19 protein-coding genes and 1 tRNA gene are annotated in these 22,261 nt (G+C 65.0%); 10 read left to right on the top strand and 10 right to left on the bottom strand.

Going from position 1 to position 22,261, the window contains the following annotated elements; all coding sequences use genetic code 11:
- The 4 genes from A5758_RS17035 to A5758_RS17020 all read left to right on the top strand — a co-directional run bounded on the left by A5758_RS17035 (nt 1) and on the right by A5758_RS17020 (nt 3,743).
- The gene (locus A5758_RS17035; protein WP_067742246.1) at nt 1-765 is read left to right on the top strand and encodes an SDR family NAD(P)-dependent oxidoreductase; all 765 of its coding nucleotides are present in this window, start codon (nt 1-3) and stop codon (nt 763-765) included.
- A gap of 91 nt (nt 766-856) precedes the next feature.
- A complete protein-coding gene (locus A5758_RS17030) occupies nt 857-2,164 on the top strand; it encodes an acyl-CoA dehydrogenase family protein (RefSeq protein WP_067202562.1) in 1,308 nt (435 codons plus the stop codon).
- Nucleotides 2,161-2,772 (top strand): TetR/AcrR family transcriptional regulator, encoded by a 612-nt coding sequence (locus tag A5758_RS17025; protein WP_067742240.1) that lies wholly within the window; start codon nt 2,161-2,163, stop codon nt 2,770-2,772. The genes A5758_RS17030 and A5758_RS17025 overlap by 4 nt, the downstream gene beginning before the upstream one ends.
- A complete protein-coding gene (locus A5758_RS17020) occupies nt 2,772-3,743 on the top strand; it encodes an NADPH:quinone oxidoreductase family protein (RefSeq protein ID WP_067742231.1) in 972 nt (323 codons plus the stop codon). The genes A5758_RS17025 and A5758_RS17020 overlap by 1 nt, the downstream gene beginning before the upstream one ends.
- On the opposite strand, the gene A5758_RS17015 is transcribed toward A5758_RS17020, so the two are convergent.
- Complete coding sequence (locus A5758_RS17015; RefSeq protein ID WP_067742228.1) at nt 3,733-5,634, bottom strand: alkyl/aryl-sulfatase; 1,902 nt, start codon at nt 5,632-5,634, stop codon at nt 3,733-3,735. The two genes, A5758_RS17020 and A5758_RS17015, sit on opposite strands and share 11 nt — an antisense overlap.
- Nucleotides 5,635-5,783: 149 nt before the next feature.
- Here A5758_RS17015 and A5758_RS17010 point away from each other — a divergent pair, with 149 nt between their 5' ends.
- Nucleotides 5,784-6,260 carry a lipoprotein LpqH gene (locus tag A5758_RS17010; RefSeq protein WP_066954962.1) on the top strand — a complete coding sequence of 159 codons (477 nt, stop codon included), beginning with the start codon at nt 5,784-5,786 and terminating at the stop codon, nt 6,258-6,260.
- Here the strand turns inward: A5758_RS17010 and A5758_RS17005 are convergent.
- The 6 genes from A5758_RS17005 to A5758_RS16985 form a co-directional block, all read right to left on the bottom strand.
- A complete protein-coding gene (locus tag A5758_RS17005; protein WP_067202723.1) occupies nt 6,253-7,770 on the bottom strand; it encodes a cell wall metabolism sensor histidine kinase WalK in 1,518 nt (505 codons plus the stop codon). The genes A5758_RS17010 and A5758_RS17005 overlap by 8 nt on opposite strands.
- Entirely contained in the window at nt 7,748-8,452 is a 705-nt protein-coding gene (locus A5758_RS17000) for a response regulator transcription factor (protein WP_066954966.1), read from the bottom strand. The genes A5758_RS17005 and A5758_RS17000 overlap by 23 nt, the downstream gene beginning before the upstream one ends.
- 152 nt (nt 8,453-8,604) lie before the next feature.
- Entirely contained in the window at nt 8,605-8,760 is a 156-nt protein-coding gene (locus tag A5758_RS26080; protein ID WP_090419013.1) for a DUF6131 family protein, read from the bottom strand.
- A gap of 10 nt (nt 8,761-8,770) precedes the next feature.
- Nucleotides 8,771-9,019, bottom strand: a complete 249-nt coding sequence (locus A5758_RS16995; RefSeq protein ID WP_067202572.1) for a hypothetical protein — start codon at nt 9,017-9,019, stop codon at nt 8,771-8,773.
- Nucleotides 9,020-9,122: 103 nt separating this feature from the next.
- Nucleotides 9,123-9,533 carry an MmcQ/YjbR family DNA-binding protein gene (locus tag A5758_RS16990; RefSeq protein ID WP_067742226.1) on the bottom strand — a complete coding sequence of 137 codons (411 nt, stop codon included), beginning with the start codon at nt 9,531-9,533 and terminating at the stop codon, nt 9,123-9,125.
- A gap of 29 nt (nt 9,534-9,562) precedes the next feature.
- Complete coding sequence (locus tag A5758_RS16985; protein WP_067742223.1) at nt 9,563-10,504, bottom strand: class I SAM-dependent methyltransferase; 942 nt, start codon at nt 10,502-10,504, stop codon at nt 9,563-9,565.
- Between the two features lie 207 nt (nt 10,505-10,711).
- On the opposite strand from A5758_RS16985, the gene A5758_RS16980 reads away from it, so the two are divergent.
- Nucleotides 10,712-11,710 (top strand): phosphotransferase family protein, encoded by a 999-nt coding sequence (locus tag A5758_RS16980; RefSeq protein WP_231987345.1) that lies wholly within the window; start codon nt 10,712-10,714, stop codon nt 11,708-11,710.
- 19 nt (nt 11,711-11,729) lie between these two features.
- Entirely contained in the window at nt 11,730-12,230 is a 501-nt protein-coding gene (locus A5758_RS16975) for a hypothetical protein (protein ID WP_067742218.1), read from the top strand.
- Between the two features lie 13 nt (nt 12,231-12,243).
- Here the strand turns inward: A5758_RS16975 and A5758_RS16970 are convergent, their stop codons facing one another.
- Nucleotides 12,244-12,894: a DUF1345 domain-containing protein gene (locus A5758_RS16970; protein WP_067742214.1), complete on the bottom strand. Its 651-nt coding sequence runs from the start codon at nt 12,892-12,894 to the stop codon at nt 12,244-12,246.
- Between the two features lie 250 nt (nt 12,895-13,144).
- Between A5758_RS16970 and A5758_RS16965 the strand changes: the two genes are divergently transcribed.
- Nucleotides 13,145-14,467, top strand: coding sequence for a serpin family protein (locus A5758_RS16965; protein ID WP_197503968.1), 1,323 nt, complete (start codon nt 13,145-13,147; stop codon nt 14,465-14,467).
- Between the two features lie 58 nt (nt 14,468-14,525).
- Here A5758_RS16965 and A5758_RS25835 read toward each other — a convergent pair.
- Nucleotides 14,526-14,638, bottom strand: a tRNA-Arg gene (locus tag A5758_RS25835).
- Nucleotides 14,639-15,612: 974 nt separating this feature from the next.
- On the opposite strand from A5758_RS25835, the gene A5758_RS16960 reads away from it, so the two are divergent.
- Together A5758_RS16960 and A5758_RS16955 are read left to right on the top strand one after the other, a co-directional pair.
- On the top strand, nt 15,613-18,330 hold the full coding sequence (locus A5758_RS16960) for a site-specific DNA-methyltransferase (protein ID WP_197503967.1): 2,718 nt from the start codon (nt 15,613-15,615) through the stop codon (nt 18,328-18,330).
- Nucleotides 18,327-21,428 carry a BPTD_3080 family restriction endonuclease gene (locus A5758_RS16955; protein ID WP_067742205.1) on the top strand — a complete coding sequence of 1,034 codons (3,102 nt, stop codon included), beginning with the start codon at nt 18,327-18,329 and terminating at the stop codon, nt 21,426-21,428. The genes A5758_RS16960 and A5758_RS16955 overlap by 4 nt, the downstream gene beginning before the upstream one ends.
- Here the strand turns inward: A5758_RS16955 and A5758_RS16950 are convergent.
- Nucleotides 21,425-21,706, bottom strand: a complete 282-nt coding sequence (locus tag A5758_RS16950) for a hypothetical protein (RefSeq protein WP_231987341.1) — start codon at nt 21,704-21,706, stop codon at nt 21,425-21,427. The genes A5758_RS16955 and A5758_RS16950 overlap by 4 nt on opposite strands.
- Between the last annotated feature and the right edge of the window lie 555 nt (nt 21,707-22,261).

The following is a 22,261-nucleotide window of genomic DNA, read 5'->3' as shown; positions in this document are numbered from 1 at the left end:
ATGGGTTACGCGGACCGGCTTTTCGATCTCACCGACCGGGTCGTGCTGATCACCGGCGGCAGCCGCGGGCTGGGCCGCGAGATGGCGTTCGCCGCCGCACGCTGCGGCGCCGACGTCGTGATCGCCAGCCGCAACATGGACAACTGCGTGACCACGGCCAAGGAGATCGAGGCCGAAACGGGGCGCTCCGCCATGCCGTATCAGGTGCACGTCGGGCGCTGGGATCAGCTCGACGGCTTGGTCGAAGCCACCTATGACCGATTCGGCAAGGTGGACACGCTGATCAACAACGCCGGCATGTCCCCCCTGTACGACAAGCTGACCGACGTCACCGAGAAACTGTTCGACGCGGTTCTCAACCTCAACCTCAAAGGGCCGTTCCGGTTGTCGGCATTGGTGGGTGAGCGAATGGTCCCGGCCGGCCGCGGGTCCATCATCAACGTGAGCACCGCCGGGTCGTTGCGCCCCACTCCCGACATCGTTCCCTACGCCGCCGCCAAGGCCGGCCTCAACGCCATGACCGAGGCGCTGGCGAAGGCATTCGGTCCTTCGGTGCGGGTCAACACGCTGATGGCCGGCCCCTTCCTGACCGACGTGAGCAAGGCGTGGAATCTCGAGGCGGCCCACGGCAAGCCGTTCGGACACCTGGCACTGCAGCGCGCCGGAGACCCGGGCGAAATCGTCGGGGCCGCACTGTTTTTGGCGTCGGACGCCTCAAGTTTCACCACCGGTTCGATCCTGCGCGCCGACGGTGGAATCCCCTAACGCGGCGATCGCAAGCGGGGTGCCGGGCGCTGGTTGCACCTCCCGCTTGCGGGGGCCGGGCCGCCGCCAATGAACGAGTAGGAGCATTCGAATGTCTTGGGACTTCTCCACCGAACCGGAATTTCAGCAGAAAATCGACTGGGTCCGCGACTTCGTCCGCGAAGAGGTCGAACCCCTCGAGGTGCTGTTCCCGGGCTGCGAGTTCCTGCCACTGAACGACGAGCGCCGCCGCATCGTCGATCCGCTCAAGCAACAGGTTCGCGACCAAGGCTTGTGGGCACCGCATCTGGGCCCCGAACTGGGCGGCCAGGGCTTCGGCGCGGTCAAGCTGACACTGATCAACGAGATTCTGGGGCGCAGCCCGTGGGCGCCGATCGTGTTCGGCACGCAGGCGCCCGACACCGGCAACGCCGAGATAATCGCCCGCTTCGGAACGCAGGAGCAAAAGGACCGCTACCTTGCCGGCCTGCTGTCCGGGGAGATCTTCTCCTGCTTTTCGATGACGGAGCCACAGGGCGGCGCCGACCCGCGGGTGTTCCGGACGCGCGCCTTCCGCGACGGCGACGACTGGGTGATCACCGGGCGAAAGTACTTCTCCTCCAACGCCTCCGTCGCCTCGTTCTTCATCGTCGTCGCGATCACCGACCCGGACGTGCCCGTCCACCGCGGCGCCTCGACGTTCCTGGTGCCGGCAGGTACCGACGGGTTGACCATCGAGGCCACCCACCACCTGGTCGGCGCGCTGCCGCACGAACCCGGGCATTCCCTGGTGCATTACGAGGGCGTCCGGGTGCCGGCGGACGCGCTGTTGGGCGAACCCGGCCAAGGCTTCATGATCCTGCAGACCCGGCTGGCCGGCGGGCGGCTGCATCATGCGATGCGGTCGATCGGGGTGGCCCAGCGCGCGGTGGAGATGATGGCGCGCCGCGCGAAAAGCCGTTTCACACAGGGCAGCTCGCTGGCCGACAAGCAGTTGGTGCAGGCATTCATCGCCGACTCCTACACCGAGCTGATGCCGTTCCGGTTGGCGGTGCTGCACGCGGCGTGGCTGATCGACACCGCCGGGGAGCATGCCGCCCGCGCCGAGATCGGCGCCTGCAAGATTCTGGCGTCACAGGTGCTGAAATCGATTGGGCTGCGGGCGATCCAGGTACACGGTGCGCTGGGCACCACCGACCAGCTGCCGCTGGTCAACGTGCTTCTCGGCGGGGTGGCACTCGGCCTGGCCGACGGGCCGACCGAGGCTCACAAGGTCAACCTGGCCCGGCTGCTGCTCAAACACTACGAGGCCGAAGACGCCGAGTGGCCGAGCGAACTGCTGGACATCCGCCGGGAGGCCGCACGCACCAAGTACGGCGGCCTCGTCAACCATGTTCCGGCGCTGCCCGATTCGCCATGAGCAGCAGGGTGACCGCGGCGGTCGAGCGGGCGCTCGACGACCGCCAGCGCGAGGCTACCCAGGAGGTGGAGCGCATCCTGGCCGCCGCGGTCCGTGTCATGGAACGGGTCGCGCCGGAACCTCCGAGGGTGAGCGATATCGTCGCCGAGGCCGGTTCGTCGAACAAGGCGTTCTACCGTTATTTCGCCGGTAAAGACGATCTCATCCTGGCCGTCATGGAACGCGGCGTGGCCATCGTCGTGTCCTACCTCGAGCACCAGATGGCCAAGGAGCGCGAGCCGCGCGATCAGGTCGCCCGCTGGATCGAGGGCACGCTGGCGCAGGTGGCCGACCCGCACTTGATCAGCCTGAGCCGGGCGGCCGCCGGACAGATGTCGGCCGGCGCGAATTGGCGCGCGGCGGATCAGGAGATGATACGGCCGCTACGCGACCTGCTCGTCGAACCCGTTGCGGCGCTGGGAAGTAGCGATGTCGAGCGCGACGTCGAGGCCGTGTTCAGTTGCACCGCCGCGAACATGCGCCGATACGTGGGGTCGGCCGACCGGCCCAAGTCCGACGACATCGCACACCTGGTGGGCTTTTGCCTACGCGGCCTGGGGGTCAGTTGATGCGCGCCGTTGTCTGCCGTACCTACGGCACTCCGGAAGATCTGGTTCTCGAGAACGTCGACGACCCCGTTGCGGCCCCGGGGCAGCTGCTGGTGCGGGTGCACGCCGCCGCGGTCAATTTTCCCGACGTGCTGTTCATCGCGGGCAAGTACCAGGTGAAGATTCCGCCGCCGTTCATACCGGGCAACGAGATCGCCGGCGAAGTGATCGCCGCCGGTGCCGGCGCGCCATTCCAGCCAGGGCAGCGAGTTTCGGGAACCACCTTCGGCGCGTTCGCCGAACTGGCGCTGCTGGACGCGAGCCAGGCGGCGCTGGTGCCCGACGACGCCGACTTCGCGTCGGCCGCCGCCTTCGGCGTGACCTACCGCACCGCGTACCACGCGCTGCGATCGACCGCCGCAGTGGCAGAAGGCGATTGGGTCGTGGTGCTGGGCGCCGCCGGCGGTGTCGGGCTGGCCGCGGTCGACCTGGCCGTCGCCATGAAGGCGCGGGTGCTGGCGGCCGCCTCGAGCCTGGAGAAGCTCGAGCTGTGCCGGCAGCGGGGCGCCGAGGCGACCGTCGACTATGACCGCGAAGATTTGAAGTCGCGCATCCGCGAGCTCACCGGCGACGCCGCCCGCGTGATCATCGACCCGGTCGGGGGGCCTTATGCGGAGCCGGCGCTGCGCGGGCTGGCGCGCGGCGGCACCTTCGTCACCCTGGGCTATGCCGCGGGCACGATACCGGCCATCCCGCTCAACCTTGTTCTGCTCAAGGACATCTGCGTGCGCGGCATGGAGATCCGCACCTTCATGACCGACCACCCCGACGAGGCCGTCCGCGACATGCGGGAGCTGTCGGAGATGTTCGCCGCCGGCACGATCCGGCCGTACATCGGCGCGCGGTTCCCCTTGTCCGAAACCGCCGCCGCGCTGCGGCATGTGGCCGACCGGAAGGTGTTGGGCAAGGTCGTCATCGACGTCACGGCGTGACGATGTCGAAGCTCGGGTCCGGCTGATCGAGCACACCCAGGAAAGCCCGCAGCGCCGCCTGGTCGCCGGATATCTGTAGCCCGGGCGAGTCGAAGTCGCCCAGCGCCGCCGTCAGCAGCCGAGACTTGCCGGCCAGCTCGACCGTGACCGTCGCCGTCGCGGGGTCGGCCGCCGCCTTGTGGTACACGAGCACACCGTTGCGCAGCGTGAGCCGGTAGTTGGCGGCCAGATCGGCGAAGGCGATGTCGATGGCGAGGTCGAGATCCCAGCTGCGCGGCCCGTCGACACGGATGGCGAGGCTGTCGAAGATCTGCTCCGGGGTCAGCTGCAAGAGCATGGTGGGCGACGTGACCTGAGCGGCGGTGCCGAAGTTGTCGCCACGCAATTCCGTTGCGCCACTGAGGAAGAAGTTGCGCCAGGTGGCGTTCTCGGCGCCGTAGGCCAGCTGCTCGAACGTGTCGGCGCACAGCGCGCGGGCGCCGGCATGCCCGCTCTCGGTGAAGATCGCGTGATCCAGCAGCGTTGCCGCCCAACGGAAGTCACCGGCGTCGAACGCCGTTCGGGCCAGCTCGACAACCCGCTCGATTCCGCCCATCGCCTCCACGTAACGCGGCGCGAGGGCCTCGGGCGGATGCGGCCACAGTCGGGCCGGGTTGCCGTCGAACCAGCCCATGTAGCGCTGGTAGACGGCCTTCACGTTGTGGCTGACCGACCCGTAATACCCGTGGGTGTGCCAGGCGCGCTCCAGCGCCGGCGGCATCTGGAACATCTCCGCGATCTCGACCCCGGTGTAGCCCCGGTTGAGCAGTCGCAGCGTCTGGTCGTGCAAGTAGGCATACAAGTCGCGCTGCAGCGACAGGAATTCGACGATGCTCTCCCGTCCCCAAGTGGGCCAATGATGGGAGGCGAACACCACGTCGGCGCGGTCGGCGAAGGCGTCGATCGCTTCGGTGAGGTAGCCGGACCAGGCGTGCGGGTCGCGCACCAGGGCACCGCGGAGGGTCAGCAGGTTGTGCAGGTTGTGGGTGGCGTTCTCGGCCATGCACAGCGCGCGGTATCGCGGAAAGTAGAAATGCATTTCGGCGGGCGCCTCGGTGCCGGGCGCCATCTGGAACTCGATCTCCACGCCGTCGATGGTGTGCTTCTCGCCGGTCTCGCGGATAACGATGGTGGGGACGATGATCGCCACCTCACCGGTGGACGGCGCCTGGCCCAACCCGCAGCCCACCTGGTCCCGGGGCCCGCGGGGCAGCAGCGTGCCGTACATGTAGGTCGCCCGGCGTGTCATGGCCGGCCCGGCATAGACGTTCTCCTGGACCGCATGCTCGACGAAGCCTTCCGGGGCGAGCACGGCCACCGCGCCGGAATCCACATCCGCCTGTGCGGTGACGCCCAGCACGCCGCCGAAGTGGTCGACATGGCTGTGGGTGTAGATGACCGCGACGACGGGACGGTCGCCGCCCCGGTGTGCGCGATACAGCGCCAGTGCCGCCGCCGCGACTTCCGTGGACACCAGCGGGTCGATGACGATGATGCCGGTGTCGGTCTCGACGAACGTGATGTTGGAAATGTCGAAGCCACGGACCTGGTAGATGCCCGGAACCACTTCGTAGAGGCCCTGTTTGGCGGCGAGAGTGGACTGCCGCCACAGGCTCGGGTGCACCGACGGCGGGGCGGGACCACCGAGGAAGGAGTAGGCGTCGTTGTCCCAGACCACGCGCCCGTCGGCCGCCTTGATCACGCACGGGGACAGGGCGGCGATGAATCCGCGATCGGCGTTGTGAAAGTCCGCGTCGTCATCGAATGGCAGCGCGTGCGCGCGATGCGCCGCCTCGATGACCGCGGTGGGGGGTGTGCGCTCCACGCCAATACATTGCCACCACCGCACCATTCCGGGAGGCGTTGCGCGCATCTTGTCAGGTGGCCGACGAAGACGGAAACAATTAATCGGAACCCTAGGTGTTCGGCTCAGTTAACCCGCATACTGCCCGAGACGGCCCTCAATGCCGAGGGTCGCTACTTTCGGGCAAAGGAGAACATGTGAAGCGTGGACTGATGGTCGCGGTGGCCGGAGCGGCAGTTCTGGCCGCCGGTATTTCCGGCTGTTCCAGCAATAAGTCGAGTTCGGGCGGTTCGGGCACCAGCTCCGCGGTGAACACCTCGGCGGGCGCTGCCAGCGGAACCAAGGTCCTCATCGACGGCAAGGACCAGAACGTGAGCGGCTCCGTCGTGTGCACCACGGCCGGCGGCAACACCAACATCGCGATCGGTGGCGCAGCGACCGGGATCGCCGCCGTGCTCACCGACGCCAACCCGCCCCAGGTGAAGTCGGTCGGGCTGGGCAACGTCAACGGTGTGACGCTGGGCTACACCTCCGGGACCGGCCAGGGCAACGCCTCCGCCGAGAAGAACGGCAACAGCTACAAGATCACCGGGACGGCCACCGGGGTCGACATGGCCAACCCGATGCAACCGGTGAACAAGCCGTTCGAAATCGATGTCAATTGCTCTAGCTAGCTGAGGACGCGGGCGGTTGCCACCCGTTGAGTGGCAACCGCACCGTGAACTCGGTATGGCCGGGCGAGCTGTCCACGGTGATCGTCCCGTTGTGGGCCTTGACGACCGCGGAGACGATCGCCAGACCCAGCCCGGTGCTGCCGCCCTTGCGGGAGCGCGAGGTATCACCGCGGGCGAACCGCTCGAACACTTCCGACTGAAGCGCCGCCGGGATGCCGGGGCCGTTGTCGATGACCTGCAGCACGGTGTTCGCCGGCTCGGTGCTCAACCGGGTGGTCACGACCGTGCCCGCGCCGGTGTGCAGGCGGGCGTTGGCGAGCAGGTTGGCCAGCACCTGGTGTAGCCGGGCCGCATCACCGGTGATGATCACGGGTTCCTCGGGCAGGTCGAGCTCCCACTGATGGTCCGGCCCGGCGACATGCGCGTCGTTGACCGCGTCGACCGCCACCCGCGACAGATCGACCGGCTCGCGTTCCAGCGGCCGGCCGGAGTCCAGCCGGGCAAGCAGCAGCAGGTCCTCGACCAGGCGCGTCATTCGTTCGGTCTCGGAGGCCACGCGGCTCATCGCGTGCTCCACCGCCTCGCGGTCGTCACCCATGCGCTGGGTGAGCTCGGTGTATCCGCGGATCGCGGCCAGGGGCGTGCGCAGTTCGTGACTGGCGTCGGCGACGAACTGGCGGACGCGGGTCTCGCTGGCCTGCCGGGCCGACAGCGCGGCCGCGATGTGGTCGAGCATCCGGTTGAGGGCCGACCCGAGTTGGCCGACCTCGGTCGAGGGGTTGGCGTCGGATTCGCGCACCCGCAGCGGGAGCTCGACCTCACCGCGGTCCAGCGGCAGGTCGGCCACCCTGCTCGCGGTCTGCGCGACGCGGCGCAGCGGCGCGAGCGCACGCCGGATGATGACGACCCCGGCTATCGTCGCGGCCGCCAGCGCAATCACGGTGACGATGCCGAAGATGATCAGCATCCGGATCAGGGTGGCGTCGACGTTGGCCATCGAGAGCCCGGTGACGATGGTGTCGTCCCCGTTTCGGCTCGGGGCGGCGACCACTCGGTAGCGGCCGAGCCCATCCAGGTTCACCGTGACCGGCGCGCGGCTGTCGGCGATCCGCTCCAATTGGTCCTGGGCGGCCGGGGTCAGGGCGGCCCGGGTGCCGCTGCTGGTCAGGTAGCCGGCGCCGACCGTTTTGCCGTGGTTGATCACCGCGGCCACCATGCCCGCCGGCTGCCCCGGGGCGTCCAGGAATCGGGGGCCGGGGCCCGGCCGCGGGTAGTAGGAGTGCTCGCGCCGCCATCCCGGACGGTTCGGTTCGGGGTACATCAGCGCCGAACGGAACGACGTGCCGGCGAGTTGGCCGTCGAGCTGCTTCACCAGATGGTGGTTCAGCGCCAGCTCGGTCACCGCGGTGATGCCGACGCACACGATGGCCAGCACGACGATCTGCCCGACAAGCAACCGCAGCCGCAGGGACCAGGCCCGCCCCGGGTTAGCGAGCCGGCTTGAGGACATAACCCGCGCCACGCAGCGTGTGGATCATGGGGTCGCGGCCGTTGTCGATCTTCTTGCGCAGATAGGAGATGTAGAGCTCGACGATGTTGGACCTGCCGCCGAAGTCGTAGCTCCACACCCGGTCGAGGATCTGGGCCTTGCTAAGCACGCGCTTGGAGTTGCGCATCATGAATCGAAGCAACTCGAACTCGGTGGAGGTCAAGGCAATTGGCTCGCCCGCACGGGTGACCTCGTGACTGTCCTCGTCGAGCACCAGATCGCCGACCACCAGCTGCGCACCGCTGTCCACCGTCGTCACTCCGGTGCGTCGCAGCAGCGCCCGCAGCCGCAGCACCACCTCTTCGATGCTGAACGGTTTGGTGACGTAGTCGTCACCGCCCGCGGTCAACCCGGCGATGCGGTCTTCCACGGCGTCCTTGGCCGTCAACAGAAGCACGGGCAGCTGCGGGGTCTCTTCGCGCAGCTTGTGCAAGACATCGAGCCCGCTCATATCGGGCAGCATCACATCGAGGACGACCACGTCGGGGCGTTGGGCGCGGGCGGCGGCGATGGCCGATGCCCCGTCGCTCGCGGTCGCGATGTTCCAGCCCTCGTAGCGCAGCGCCATCGACACCATTTCGGCGAGCACCGACTCGTCGTCCACGACCAACACGTTGATCGGGTTCCCATCGGCGCGACACATGACGACCCGCTCGACGGAGGATCGGGGCTGGGTCACAAGGTCCAGTATGCGCACCGCGCTGAGCCGCCGCTATGGCCTACCTTTGCGCGCCCTGTGAATGGGATCGCGCGACTGCCAGGCAGTCGCGCGATTCCGTTTTCCCGGCGAAGTGGCTAATACCAGTAGCGCCGGCCGGCGACTGGGCGGCCGATCGAGCCCATAATCCACAGCACGGCGCCGATGACGAGCACGACGACGCCGATTTCCCACAGCAAGGGGACGCTGAATACAAACCCGAGAATAAGTAGGACTACGCCTAGGACGATCATGACGACTCCTTTAGGTGAGGGGCACTAGGACATCAGGCATTGAACTGGGCTGCGGAACATGGCAGTCCTTGACTTTCGGGTTGACGCCCCCGTAATTCAAAGGCCCCGCGATGACGGTCAACGCGATGTTTCCCGCCGTGACACAACTGGTTGAGTCACCTTTGAAGTAATCGCGTTGCCATGCCGCAAACACCCCGATGAGCAGCCATACCAGGGCAATGGTGCCGATGATTCCGCTGCCACGCATGGTGACCTCCAATGTGGTCGAGAAAAATTTCTCGTGGACGATAGTTACCCATTCGACTTGTGTCTAAACATTGGCGATGGGTGAATTCGGCAGTGTGCCAGCGAAGCCCGGGGGGTTAAGCGCGGTCGGCGAGCCACGCCGTCGCCCGCCTCTTCGACGCCCGCGAAAGCCATGCGTCCTGGATCAGCTCGGTAAGTTCCGTCCTGCCGATTTCGGGCAGCCGGGCGGCCCGCACAAGTACCGATGGATGTCCGGCAAAGTGGTCGGTGGTGAAGAACGGCGAATTGGGATCCTGGGTCAGCGCCAGCTTGTCGCTCTCCGACTCCACCCAGAGCATGATCACGTCGGCATAGCGCTCGCCGGTGTCCGGATCGGTCGCGTCGGGCTGCGGGGTGCGGAAGAACACGAACGACTTACCGCCCACCTGATAGATGGCGTTGCCCTTCGGACCTTCGAGGCGCTGAACGTGCGGCATCGACGCGGCGATCTCGTGTACGTCGCTCACTCGCGCGGGTCGATCAGCCACACCGGCGAGGGTAGCGGCGGCCCAACGCCCTAGCCGCGCCGCTGCGCGGACACGTACAGCGTGGGCGGCATCGTGTGTTCCGCGTCCTGCGGAACGTTGCGACCGTAACGAGCCATCAACTCCGAAAACGTCGCCGTGGCGACGTCCCAACCCCGGTCCCGCAGCCAACCGTCCACGGGGGTGCGCTCTTCGGGATACCAGAGGTCGTCGTAGTCGGTGATCTCGGAGTCGACCAGCTTGGCGGCAGCGGCTCGCATGCGCTGCATGTCCTCGCGCTGGCGCCGGACGAGCTCCGGATCGGTGAATCCCGCGCCCGGCACGTTGGAAGCCAGCCAGCTGCCGTCCGCGCTGAGCGAATGGATGCGCTCGAACAACAGGTCCTGGGCTTGCGCGGGCAGGTAACGGACCAGACCCTCGGCCGACCAGGCGGCGGGCTTGGTCGCGTCAAATCCTGCCTCCCGCAACGCCTTCGGCCAATCCTGCCGCAGATCGATCGGCACGTTCACCAGTCGTGCCTTCGGCTGGGCGCCGTGCTCGCGCAGCGTGTTGGATTTGAAGTCCAGCACCTTGGGCTGATCCAGCTCGTAGACGACCGTGCCGTCGGGCCATGGCAGCCGCCAGGTGCGCGCGTCCAACCCGGCGGCCAAAATCACCACTTGCCGGACGCCGGAGTCGGCCGCTTTTAGGAAGAACTCGTCGAAAAACGCTGTCCGCGTGGCCATGAAGTCGATCATCAGCTGGATGCGCGTGCTCACCTCGGGCTCCAGCTCCACCGCCTTGGCCAGCAGTGCGGGATCGGCGTAGATGCTCCACATGCCTTCGCCGGCCGCGTCGACGAACACGCGCGCGAACGGGTCGTTGATGAGCGGGTCGGCGCTCTCGGTCTCGGCAGCCCGCGCCGCCGCGACACCCAGCGCGGTGGCTCCCACGCTTTGGGTGATGTCCCAGGAATCGTTGTCGGTACGCGGCATCGCCAGTTCCCTTCACGCGCGAGTCAGTTAGTTCCGCACACTATTGTTCCAGCCTCCGCCGCCCGGGGCCGCTTCCCGGCGGTGGCCTACGCTTTTTCCCAGACGGCCCACAGGGTTGCAGAGGAGCGCTGGCATGACGGAAGTGTTTGCCCCGATCAGCGAGGGCCGCAGGTGGATGCCGTGAACCTGGACGCCGTCGCGGCGTGGATGTCCGAGCAGGGACTCGGCGAAGGCCCGCTGGAGGACGTCTCCCCCGTCACCGGCGGCACCCAGAACATCATGCTGCGGTTCAGCCGGGCCGGCCGCCCTTATGTACTGCGGCGCGGGCCACGGCACCTGCGTCCGCGGAGCAACAGCGTCATCCTGCGGGAGACGAAAGTCCTTGCCGCCCTGGCTGATTCCGACGTACCGCACCCGCACCTGATCGCGGCCTGCGAAGACCCCGCCGTCCTGGGCGACGCCGTCTTCTACCTGATGGACCCGATCGACGGGTTCAACGCCGGCGAGGGACTGCCGCCGCTGCATGCGGGCGATGCCGGCGTGCGGCACGGCATGGGCCTCTCGATGGCCGATGCGCTGGCCAAGCTGGGTGCGGTCGACCACGTCGCGGTGGGGCTCGCCGACTTCGGCAAGCCGGAAGGCTTCCTCGAACGCCAGGTGCCGCGCTGGCTGTCGGAGCTGGACTCCTACAGCGACTACGACGGCTACCCGGGACCGGACATCCCGGGCATCGAGGAAGTGTCGGCCTGGCTGGAACGCCATCGGCCTGCGACGTGGACGCCCGGCATCATGCACGGCGACTACCACGCCGCCAACGTGATGTTCTCCCGAACCGGGCCGGACGTGGTTGCCATCGTCGACTGGGAAATGTGCACGATCGGGGACCCGCTGCTGGACCTGGGCTGGCTGCTGGCCACTTGGCGCCAGCCCGACGGTTCCAGCGTGTTCAGCCATGCCCTGGGCGGTCAGGACGGTCTGGCCGGAACCGACGAACTCTTAAAACGCTACGCGGCCAACACCACCCGCGACTTGTCGCATATCACCTGGTACACGGTGCTGGCCTGCTTCAAGCTGGGCATCGTGATCGAGGGGACACTCGCCCGGGCCTGCGCCGGCAAGGCCGAAAAGGAGGTCGGCGACCAGCTGCACGCGGCCACGGTGCACCTGTTCGAGCGCGCGCTGGGCCTGATCGAGGACCAGCGCTGATCCACTAACATCTCCGTTCGTGCCGCCTTATCCCGAGGAACCCGACTACTACTCCGAGCCCACCCAGGCCGCGCGGTATGGCGGCGGGTATTACGACGAGCAGGCGCCCCAGCCCGAGCCGCCGACTCCGTGGTACCGCCGCCCGGCGGCGCTGGTCGCGGCCGGCGCGATCGGGGTGATCGTGCTTGCGCTCGTGGCCTACGCGGTGATCAAGCTGGTGGCCGGCTCCCCCGCGCACAGCCCGGCATCGACGACTACGACCACCGCGCCGACCACAACGGTGACCACCACCACGACCACGGAGGCGTCCCGGCACCACGGTGGTGGCGGAGGCGGCGGTGGCGTCCCGACCGAGACCGTCACCGAGACGCCCCCGCCATCGAGCTTCGACACCCCCACCACAACGGAACCGCCGAGCACCGTTACGGTCTCGCCGAGCACCGACACCAGCACCGTCACGCAAACCGTGACCGTGCCGCCCCGTCGCGGACCGTTCGGGGGCCCGTTCGGCGGACACTAGCGACCAGGGGCCGTCATAGTTTGGCGCTCAACCCGGCGACCATGTTGATGGTGACCGCCAGTATTACCGCGCCAAAAAGGTACGACAGCAGCGCATGGCGCAAAACGGTTGCGCGCAGCCGAGATGCGTTGATCTCCGTGTCGGACACCTGAAAGGTCATACCGACGGTGAACGCCACATACGCGAAGTCCAGGTAGCGCGGCGGATGTGGGTCGTGGAAATCGATGCCTCCGACCTCGTCGGAGTAGTAGAGGCGTGCATAGTGCGCGGTGAAAAGCGTATGCACGGCAAACCATGATGCGACCACGGCCAGAATGCCGACGCCCGCCGCAGCGACGGCTTCACCGCCCGAATGTGTGCCTGCCGCCACGACGTATCCGACCCCGCCGAGGCTGCCCACGCTCGCCGAGACGATGACCACGTCGGCGAGCAACCGGGTGGCGTCCTCGCGTGTCGCATGCCGGGCGGTGCGTTCTGCATCCATCGGGGCGATGATCAGCCAGCTCCACCCGACATACAGCGCCGCGGCGACAACCCAGCCGAGCAGAGCGAACCTCCAACCGAGGGCACCGGCGATGATGACTGCCACCGCCGTTCCGGCTATCAAGGCAACGAGGAGCCGCACCGCGACGGTGTCACGAAGGAAGCGCACGTAAGAAGTCACAGGTCGACTTAAGCAGACGCTCCGAACGCGACCGGTCGGAAGAGGTCACGAGGAGTGCGTCCCCCGGGAGTCGAATTCCTAATCTTTGGTTGTAATCGATTGTTGCCCAACCGATTTCACTTTCCGCAGTCATCTGCGGCAGCATTTTCGACCTGCGGTCTGTGTCCCGGCGATTCGCGGCGTGCACATGGAGTCTTCATCGGAGCGATTTACCCGATATCCGTGTCTCGCGGCGTTCATACTGGGCGCCGTGAAGCACCTAACCCGTTCATTCCGCGTCGGATTCCACAGCGCCATTGCAGCGTGCGTCGTTTTCGCCAGCGCTGCCGGCTGCGGGGGCGACCGCAATCATGCCGGATCCACACCGGGACCGACACGCGCGCCTGTGACGCGGTCAGACCTTCCGTACGACAGCAGGCCAGACGTTACCCTGGCCGAGGAGCAGACCTTTGTCAACGCCACCAACGGGTTCGGGCTGGATCTGTTCCGTCGCATGTGCGCGGTCAGTGAGAAGAACCTTGTCTTCTCTCCCCTGAGCCTCGGTATCGCGTTGTCGATGGCCTATGCCGGTGCCGCCGGCGACACCGCGGCCGAAATGAAAACCGTTCTGCGCGACCCGTTCGGCAATGACACCTACTACCGTGCCATGAATCAGCTGCTGCTCGATCTGCGCTCACGCAATCGCGCCCCAGTCTCGGACACCGATCCCAGAAGTATCGAGCTGGCGATGGTCGACGCGGTCTGGCTGCAGCAAGGCATGAATATTCGCGCGCCGTTCCTGGACGTCCTGGCATCTCACTACGACGCCGGCGTGCACCTGGCCGACTTCACGGCCAACCCTGACGGCGAGCGAGTCGCCATCAACAACTTCGCCGGCGACGCGACCAAAGGGCAGATCAGGGACCTGATCCCGCCCGGCGCGATAGATGCGTTCACGCGTGCCGCGCTCCTGAACGCGGCCTACCTCAAGGCGAGCTGGGAACGTCCATTTTCGAAAGAACTCACGGTCGACGGCAGCTTCCGTGTCACTCCTCAATCGACGATCACCGTGCCGATGATGCGCAAGGTCACCGGGGCGATGCGCTACGCCTCCGGGCCAAATTTTCAGGCTGTGGAACTCCCGTACGTGGGCGGCGATCTCAAGATGCTGATCGTGCTGCCGGCGGAGGGACAGCTCCAGGCGGTTCGCAACAGCATGGACGATGCTTGGTTCCGTACTGTGGCCTTTGCGGATACGGCGGTCTTCCTCAGCTTGCCGAAGTTCCGTATCACCTGGGGACCAGAGGAATTCAAGGAAACGTTGGCAGCGATGGGGACGCCGCGCGCATTCGACCGGGATCGGGCGGACTTCTCCAACATCACCACCGACGAAAGGCTTTACCTCCCGCACATACTGCAGAAGGCCTTCGTCGGGATCGACGAGTCCGGGACGGAAGCCGCGGCCGTTTCGGTGGCGCCCGGGGGTGGGCTGGGTTCGCCCGAGCCGGTGCAGGTCGATCATCCGTTCCTGTTTGCCATAGTCGATAAGTCCGGCGCCGTGCTCTTTGCGGGGCAGGTGATGGATCCGCGTTGAAGGCTGGCGCTATGACGCGGTGGCCGTGCAAGAGGGTGTTTGCGCGAGGTTTTCAAAGCGCGCCCGAAGGGATTCGAACCCCTAACCTTCTGATCCGTAGTCAGAAACGGCGTGCTTTCAGGATGTTTCAGGGTATCCCGCGGTGTCTAGACAAGTACTTCTCACCTGCGCAAACCGTCTCGCGACGTCCCGTCGTGACGCAGGTGTGTCACGCAAGTTGTGACAACGTCGTGACAATTTAGGCATTGTCCGCGTCGCCTGAAAAATGACCCCGTGCCGATCTCACCCGTCGAAAAGGGGTCAATATTCGGCCGCCGTTGACACGCATCTGGATTTATCGTCGGCGACCATTCAGCGTTATGAACTATGCGCTCGATGTTCTCTGCTGTTCCGGAGTCTCAAAAGTGCAGGTCAACGATGCTTACACGTCCCACCGATCGCACCATGTCGCACACATTGGGCCAGTTCCACGCTTCAGCGCTTCGGCCAATTCCGCACCCGCCAGCATCGCGTTAGGGCGGCGAACCAAGCCACGGCCACGCAAGGATGGACCAGCGGGCGTTCGTGTCCGGGCCCCGGCCTCTTCGTCCCGAACTCGACGTACTGGGTGTTTGTAGCGGTTGACCGCGTTGGCTCGGCTAGTAAATCGCTGGTCAGCGTGTTGACGACGTTTGCAAGCAACGGTACGCAGCGGAGCTACTGCGGACGGTCTGCGGACGGAGTCGCGGGCCACCGAATGCAAGCAGCTTCCCCGCTCGCAGGCCTCGACTGGCTCGCCGAGAATCTCGGACATGACAATCGAGACCCGGCTCAATCAGCGTCTAGTTGAAGTCCTGCGTTGGATTAGCGACGGTTGTCCTGACGGTCGATGGGCGGACTCACTAGCCGCTACCCGTCAGCACCGCCGAGATCACGGGACTTACAACACCGACGTTCTGAGGACGCCATCAGATCAGCAAACTGCTGGCGCTAAGAGCTGCGCGGCGTGCGTTCGTACCCGACAAGCGGGCAAAACGCTGAGTCTTCCTCGGCATTCCCACGCCAACCAATAGTGTTGTGACAGCCCGGTCGCGAACGCGATCACTGAGTCGGAGTCTTTCGGGTGTCGGTGAGAGAGGGGGATTCTGAGAGTGGCTAGACGCGCCGTGAAGACGCCGAAGCGTGCGGAAGTCTATCAGCATGATGAGCAAGCTGTGCTGCGCCCGGAAGTTGGAACACAGGCGCAGTTCAAGAAGCGTCGCGAGCCCAAGCGGTATCGCTACGATGACTCTCTCTCACCAGCACTGGATTGGGACGGCCAGAACCCGGCGCGTGAGCTCGGCGACTGGCTGCTGGCACAAGTCGAGGAGGCCGCTCGGTTAGAGCCGCCGCATCGGTTCGACTCGCCACGGTCCTACAACGGGTTTGAGGTTATCGGGCTCGCGGATGCGGTTGAGGCGCTGAGACGGATCTCGAAGCCGTTCCTCGACTGGGCCGGAAAGGCAGAACGGCTGTCATTTGAGGTGCCGACGCTTCCACTATTCGTTCATGAGCGGCTGTCTACAAAGGCGATCCTCGAGACACTCAAGGGTCACGCGCGCGATCGCCAGATGGAATTTCAGCTCTTCGCCGACCCACAGCTACCGCTCCACCAGCAGCTCGCGGCCTACGAGCACAGGGGCGGTTGGGTAAACCGGGTCATCCTCGGCGACTCGCTCGTCGTAATGAACTCGCTGCTCGAGTATGAGGGCCTTGGTGGGCAGCTGCAGATGATCTACATCGACCCTCCTTACGGTGTGAAGTTTGGCTCCAACTTTCAGCCGTTCGTCAGGAACCGCGATGTGCGTGACGGCGACGACGGGTCCATGACGCGCGAGATCGAAATGGTCAAGGCTTTCCGAGATACATGGGAGCTTGGACTGCACTCCTACCTCACGTATCTACGCGACCGTATTCAGATCGCGCGCGACTTACTGAATCCGACGGGTGCTCTTTTCGTACAGATTGGCAACGAGAACGTCCACCATGTCCGCGAAGTCCTCGACGAGATTCTTGGAGTCGAAAATTTCATCAGTCAGATCACATTCCGGAAGACAACCGGGTCGACCGGTGAATTCGTGCCAGGCTCAGTCGACTTCTTGTTGTTCTACGCGCGCGATCGTGCCCGGTTGAAGTTCAACGAAGTTTTTCGGCCGAAGGAGTGGAGTCCAACTGACGCTGGCGCGTACTCATGGGTGGAGCTGCCCAACGGGGATAGGCGTCGACTGACCCCAGAAGAACGCGCAGGAGCGGCACCTCTTACGGCTGGGGCAAGACCCTACAGGCTCGACAATCTGCAGAGCCAGAGCATGGGACGGAAGAAAGGCCTAGGCGCGGCGAGCTGGTTTCCCGTCGAGCTCGACGGGCGTTCTTGGTTGCCAAGCGAGCGAAGTCGATGGAAAACGAACGAGAAGGGCATGGAGGCGCTGAAGGCGGCGGGCCGCCTACAGGCGACGGATGGTGGACTCTATTACGTTCGTTATCAGGACGATTTCCCCGCAATGTCGCACGACGATCTGTGGGAAGACACCGTCATCGCGGGCTTCGCATCGGATAAGCGATACGTCGTTGAGACGAGCACAAAAGTAATCCAACGATGCATGCTCATGACGACTAACCCCGGCGACCTTGTCCTCGATCCGACGTGCGGTTCGGGCACAACCGCGTATGTGGCCGAGCTATGGGGCCGGCGCTGGATAACCATCGATACCTCCCGTGTGCCGCTCGCTCTCACGCGGCAGCGGCTTTTAACTGCAACGTTCCCTTACTACGGTCTTCAGGACCCAGCGCGCGGACCGGCGGGTGGCTTCATCTACAAGCGGCGGCAGAACACAAAGGGTGAGGAGGTTGGCGGGATCGTCCCGCACGTGACATTGAAGTCCATTGCGAATGGCGAGCCGCCGGCGGAGGAGGTCCTCCTCGACCGCCCGGAAGTGGAGAAGACCATAACCCGGGTAACCGGGCCCTTCGTCTTCGAGGCGACGATCCCAACACCGGTCGACATCGACGAGGACGGGTCTGAGGATTCGGGCGAGCCGAACGACGAGGGCTACATCGACCGGATGCTGGAGGCGTTGCGACGTAATCCAGTGTTGCAGCTCGACGGGAACACATCGCTCACGCTTCGCAATGTTAAGCCGCCAGCGCGGTCGCTCTATCTTTCCGCTGAGGCAGGTTTAGACCCGGACGGCGCGCCAGTAGCTATCGTTTTCGGCCCGGAAACTGGCGCGATCAGCGAGAAGCTTGTCTACGAGGCGGTGACCGAGGCGCACATGAAGCAATTCCACCAGCTTCTCCTGATCGGCTTCGCGATCGAGCCGAACGCCCGCGAGTTCGTCGGGAAGGCGGAGCAAATGGTCGGCATCCCGGTGACGTACATTCAGGCGACGCCGGATCTCGTAATGGGCGACCTGCTCAAGACGACACGCTCAAGCCAGCTATTCTCCGTCGCCGGACTTCCCGATGTGGCGGTTCGGAAGGTTCCGCCAGAAGAAGCAGGGGGCCTGGAGCGGTACGAGACCGAGCTGCTTGGCCTCGACACGTTTGATCCGACGACATTCGAGGTCCGCCATCGTGCGGGCGACGACGTGCCCGCGTGGTTTCTCGACACAGACTGGAACGATTTATCGTTTCATGTCTCGCAGGCTTTTTTTCCGCGCACCGGCGCCTGGGACAGCCTCAAAAAGGCGCTCAAGGGTGAGTACGACGACGCGGTCTGGGACCACCTCGCCGGAACGACGAGCGCCCCGTTCACAGCGGGTGAAAACCGGCGCGTGGCCGTCAAGGTTATCGACGACCGCGGCAACGAGCTGTTGGTGGTTAAGTCATTGGACGAGGCGAAATGACAGCGTTCGAGGTCGAGCAGCCGATTCTCAACGGTCCGTTCGATGAGCCCGCCGAGTACTGGCAGATTGAGGAGGGACAGGAGCCCAAGCGCGTCGCCGGTCGCCGCCGAGCGGGCTATTTCTATCGCGACCCGAAAGCGCCGCCGCCCGAGCCTGGGACGTCCGCACGCGGGGCGTGGCAGGAACTGGAGCTGGTCAACCTGATCCGCGAACGGCTCGCTCAGTGGCGCGAACTTGGTTATGCGGGCGCGACCCGCACGACGCTTGAGCTGCTCCATTACTGGCGGCGTGAGCGCCAGCGCCCCCTTTTCTTTGCGCAGCTTGAGGCGGCCGAGACGATCATCTTTCTCCAAGAAGCGCGCTCGGATCTGCTTCAGGGGGTCGACGTCCCGCCCGAAGAGGTGCCGGCCGGGGTCCAGGCGTTCCGCCGCTACGCCTGCAAGATGGCGACCGGCGGCGGCAAGACGACGGTGATGGGAATGTTGATTGCCTGGAGCATCCTGAACAAGGTTGTCGCGCGTGGAGACGCGCGTTTCTCCGATGTTGTACTCGTGGTATGTCCGAACCTCACTATCAAGGGGCGGCTGGGCGAGCTCGACCCCGCCACGGGCGAGGCGTCGATCTACCGGGCGCGCGACCTTGTGTCACCCGACCTGATGACCTCGCTGCGGCGAGGCCGTGTCCTCGTCAAGAACTGGCACGAGTTCGAGCGCAAGGGTATGAGCGCCGGGGCGAAGGTGCAAAAGCGTGGCCAGCCGGAGCGGATCACATCCACGATCAAGATCGGCGCCAAGACGACCTCCGGACGTGGCGGCCGCTACATGACCGAAGAAGCCCTTGCGATCGCCTTGGCCGACCCAAGGATGGACATTCGCATGGTCGAGGATCGCCGGCCGGGGAAGTCCGAGGTCGTCGTCGAGGAGACGCGCTACGTCGAGAGTGACGCGCGGCTGATGCAGCGACTACTCGGACGAGAGGTGGGTGGAAAGCAGAACATCCTCGTGCTTAATGATGAGGCGCACCACGCTTATCGGATCCGGCAGGGTGGTGCAGGCACTGCACAGGAGGACGCGGAGGCGACGAACGAGGAGCTTGAGGAGGAGCTTGCGTACGAGTCCACGATTTGGGTTGATGGGCTCGATCGAATCCACAGGCACCGCAGGATCAACTTTTGCGTCGACCTCTCCGCGACCCCGTACTTCCTCGCGCGCGCCGGCGACGACACGAACAAGATATTTCCCTGGGTCGTAAGCGACTTCGGGCTGACCGATGCAATCGAGTCGGGATTGGTGAAGATCCCACAGCTCGCAGTCTCGGACGCGTCGGGCGAGCAGCAAGCCGCCTACTTCAACATCTGGCGCTGGCTCATGAGCAGACTATCCGGCGCCGAGCGTGGCGGGCGCCGCGCGAACCCGAAACCCGAGGCGGTTCTTCGTTTCGCAGAGCAACCGATTCGCCTACTGGCAGGGGCTTGGGAGGACGCACGACGGGAGTGGGCTGAAAGCGACGAAGAACGCCCTCCGGTCTTCATCCTCGTCTGCAAGAACACGAGGATCGCCAGCGTCATCTACGAATGGCTCGCTGAAGGGAAGCCACCCGAAGGGATACCGCCTGCCAACATGCCAGAGCTGCGGAATGACCACGGCAACGTCTACACAATCCGAGTCGACTCTAAGGTGATCGGTGAAACCGACGTCGAGGGCGCGAAGAACGATGAGTCCCGCTGGATGCGGTTCACGCTCGACACCGTCGGCAAGCGTGCGTGGCCTGCGGACCCCCAGGGACGGCCCGTATACCCCGAGGAGTTCGAGGTGCTGGCGCAGAAGCTTGAGCGGCCGCTGCACCCGCCGGGTCGAGACGTGCGGTGCATTGTCAGTGTCGGGATGCTGACAGAGGGTTGGGACTGCAACACGGTCACACACATCGCCGGGTTGCGCCCGTTTATGTCCCAGCTCCTGTGCGAGCAGGTCGTCGGCCGCGGATTGCGGCGCGCCAGTTACGATCTCACCGAGGAAGGGAAGTTCAGCGAGGAGGTCGCGCAGATCCTCGGCGTACCCTTCGAGGTCGTCCCGTTCAAACAGCGCAGGGGGCCAAAGCCGCGCCCGGCGCGACAGAACCACGTTCATGCGCTGGCCTCCCGGATGCAGCTCGAGATCCGGTTTCCTCGCGTCGAGGGATACCAGCAGCGGATCCGTAATCGGGTAGATGTTGCATGGGCCTCGATCTCCGAAGTGCGTGTCGACCCCATGAAGGTCCCGGACGAGGTCAAGCTCAAGTCGACTCTCCTGAACCGAGGTCGTCCCTCACTGCTCGAGCCCGGGGGAATGGCGAAGCTCGACCTCGAGAAGTGGCGGGGGGAGGCGACCCGCCAGCAGCGCGAGTTCCAGATGGCAGCGGCTCTAACTCGGCACTACTCCGAGCAGGATAAGTGTGACGCGCCGCCGCAGGTCCTCTTTCCACAAATGCTGGAGATCGTAAAGCGTTTCGTGCGCGACCGCGTGGTCGTTGACGACGAGACGAAGCGCGTCGACGTTTTTCTCTCGCCCTACTGGGGGTTCACGATCGAGCGGCTGACAGAGGCGATCCACCCCGCGGCGTCGAACGGTGAGGATGCGGAGATCCCGCGTTATGAGCAGCGTCGAGGATTCGGCTCAACGGCCGATGTCGACTTCTGGACGTCAAAGAAGGTCAAGGAGATCGAGCGTTCGCACCTCAACTACGTTGTCCAGGACTCGAAGTGGGAGTCGTCGGCCGCATACCACCTCGACAATCACTCCCACGTCGTCTCCTTCGTGAAGAACCAGGGGCTTGGCTTCGCCATCCCGTATTTGCACGCCGGCGGCGACCACGAATACTTCCCCGACTTCCTCGTGAACCTCACCAACGGCCTGACGCTGATCCTCGAGACCAAGGGCCACGACCCGCTTGAGGGCGTCAAGATACAGGCGGCGGAGCGGTGGGTCCGCGCCGTCAATGCGGACGGCTGCCACGGCCAATGGCGGTACGAACTAACCCACAACCCCAACGAGGTTCCACAAATAATCGACCGCGTCGCTGAGCGACACACGACCGTACTTGCCACGTCCGGCAGCAGCTAGCGATATGTTGCCTTGCGAGACTTAATCCAGTCCAGTCCGTCGCGCTTTGAAAAGTAGTTGCCGTTACCGATGCGAGTGGGAACGATCTCGCGGCGCATCACCGCGTACTTGATGGCGCGCCGGCTGACCGGCAACTCCTCGCTGTCGTGGAGGTACTCAAATAGTTCCTTCTCGGTGAGATTCGGGCGGTCAAGATCGCGAAGACCTGCATGTCCCGCGGCGGCCTCGTTGATGAGGTCGCGGATAACGTGCGCGAGTTCGTCAGCGGCGTCAGTCATGTCTCACTCCATCCGTTCACACCATCAGCACACGCCGATGCACCAATTTGGTCAGTCGCCTTGTTCTGCCAATATGTGGTGGACAGTTGCGCGACTGACGCCAAGTGTCGCTGCTATCGTCGGCCTCCGACTCACCGCTCGGTGCATGTGCGGACGCGGAACAGCTCTGGAGGCGTGGGGAGTCTGCGGAAGAACCGTTGGGCGTTTGGAGCGGTTGATGTCGTTGACCACGAAGTAAAACCACACGTCAGAAGGTTGGCGACGCTAGCGAAGGAGGGCAGCTGTCGAAGCTACTGCGGACGGACTGCGGACGGCAGTCATCTAGTTCGTTCGGAGAGAAAGATGACGCTGGCCGTTCGAAGCGTGCGTGGGATCGCTAGGTGGTTCCCACCGCTTAACGCGACGGCCTGTTTACGGGCAGCAGTGATGGCGGATTGTCGACGGAGTTGCTCGGCAAGACTGTGGATGACATCGGCTATGAATGGTCATCTTGAGTGCCCAGCCCTCGAAAGTTTGGGCACCCTTTCGCGCAATGCGTGACCTCAGGTGACGAAA

Origin of the sequence: Mycobacterium sp. 852014-50255_SCH5639931, assembly GCF_001665605.1 — a bacterium.
Lineage (GTDB): Bacteria > Actinomycetota > Actinomycetes > Mycobacteriales > Mycobacteriaceae > Mycobacterium > Mycobacterium paraffinicum.
This window is presented reverse-complemented; position numbering and strand designations above follow the sequence as displayed.

What these genes read in the sequence shown, in the direction of transcription:
- A5758_RS17035 (WP_067742246.1), top strand. Translation starts at nt 1, where the DNA reads ATGGGTTACGCGGACCGGCTTTTCGATCTCACCGACCGGGTCGTGCTG.
- A5758_RS17030 (WP_067202562.1), top strand. Translation starts at nt 857, where the DNA reads ATGTCTTGGGACTTCTCCACCGAACCGGAATTTCAGCAGAAAATCGAC.
- A5758_RS17025 (WP_067742240.1), top strand. Translation starts at nt 2,161, where the DNA reads ATGAGCAGCAGGGTGACCGCGGCGGTCGAGCGGGCGCTCGACGACCGC.
- A5758_RS17020 (WP_067742231.1), top strand. Translation starts at nt 2,772, where the DNA reads ATGCGCGCCGTTGTCTGCCGTACCTACGGCACTCCGGAAGATCTGGTT.
- A5758_RS17015 (WP_067742228.1), bottom strand. Translation starts at nt 5,634, where the DNA reads ATGGTGCGGTGGTGGCAATGTATTGGCGTGGAGCGCACACCCCCCACC.
- A5758_RS17005 (WP_067202723.1), bottom strand. Translation starts at nt 7,770, where the DNA reads ATGTCCTCAAGCCGGCTCGCTAACCCGGGGCGGGCCTGGTCCCTGCGG.
- A5758_RS17000 (WP_066954966.1), bottom strand. Translation starts at nt 8,452, where the DNA reads ATGTGTCGCGCCGATGGGAACCCGATCAACGTGTTGGTCGTGGACGAC.
- A5758_RS26080 (WP_090419013.1), bottom strand. Translation starts at nt 8,760, where the DNA reads ATGATCGTCCTAGGCGTAGTCCTACTTATTCTCGGGTTTGTATTCAGC.
- A5758_RS16985 (WP_067742223.1), bottom strand. Translation starts at nt 10,504, where the DNA reads ATGCCGCGTACCGACAACGATTCCTGGGACATCACCCAAAGCGTGGGA.
- A5758_RS16980 (WP_231987345.1), top strand. Translation starts at nt 10,712, where the DNA reads ATGTCCGAGCAGGGACTCGGCGAAGGCCCGCTGGAGGACGTCTCCCCC.
- A5758_RS16955 (WP_067742205.1), top strand. Translation starts at nt 18,327, where the DNA reads ATGACAGCGTTCGAGGTCGAGCAGCCGATTCTCAACGGTCCGTTCGAT.
- A5758_RS16950 (WP_231987341.1), bottom strand. Translation starts at nt 21,706, where the DNA reads ATGACTGACGCCGCTGACGAACTCGCGCACGTTATCCGCGACCTCATC.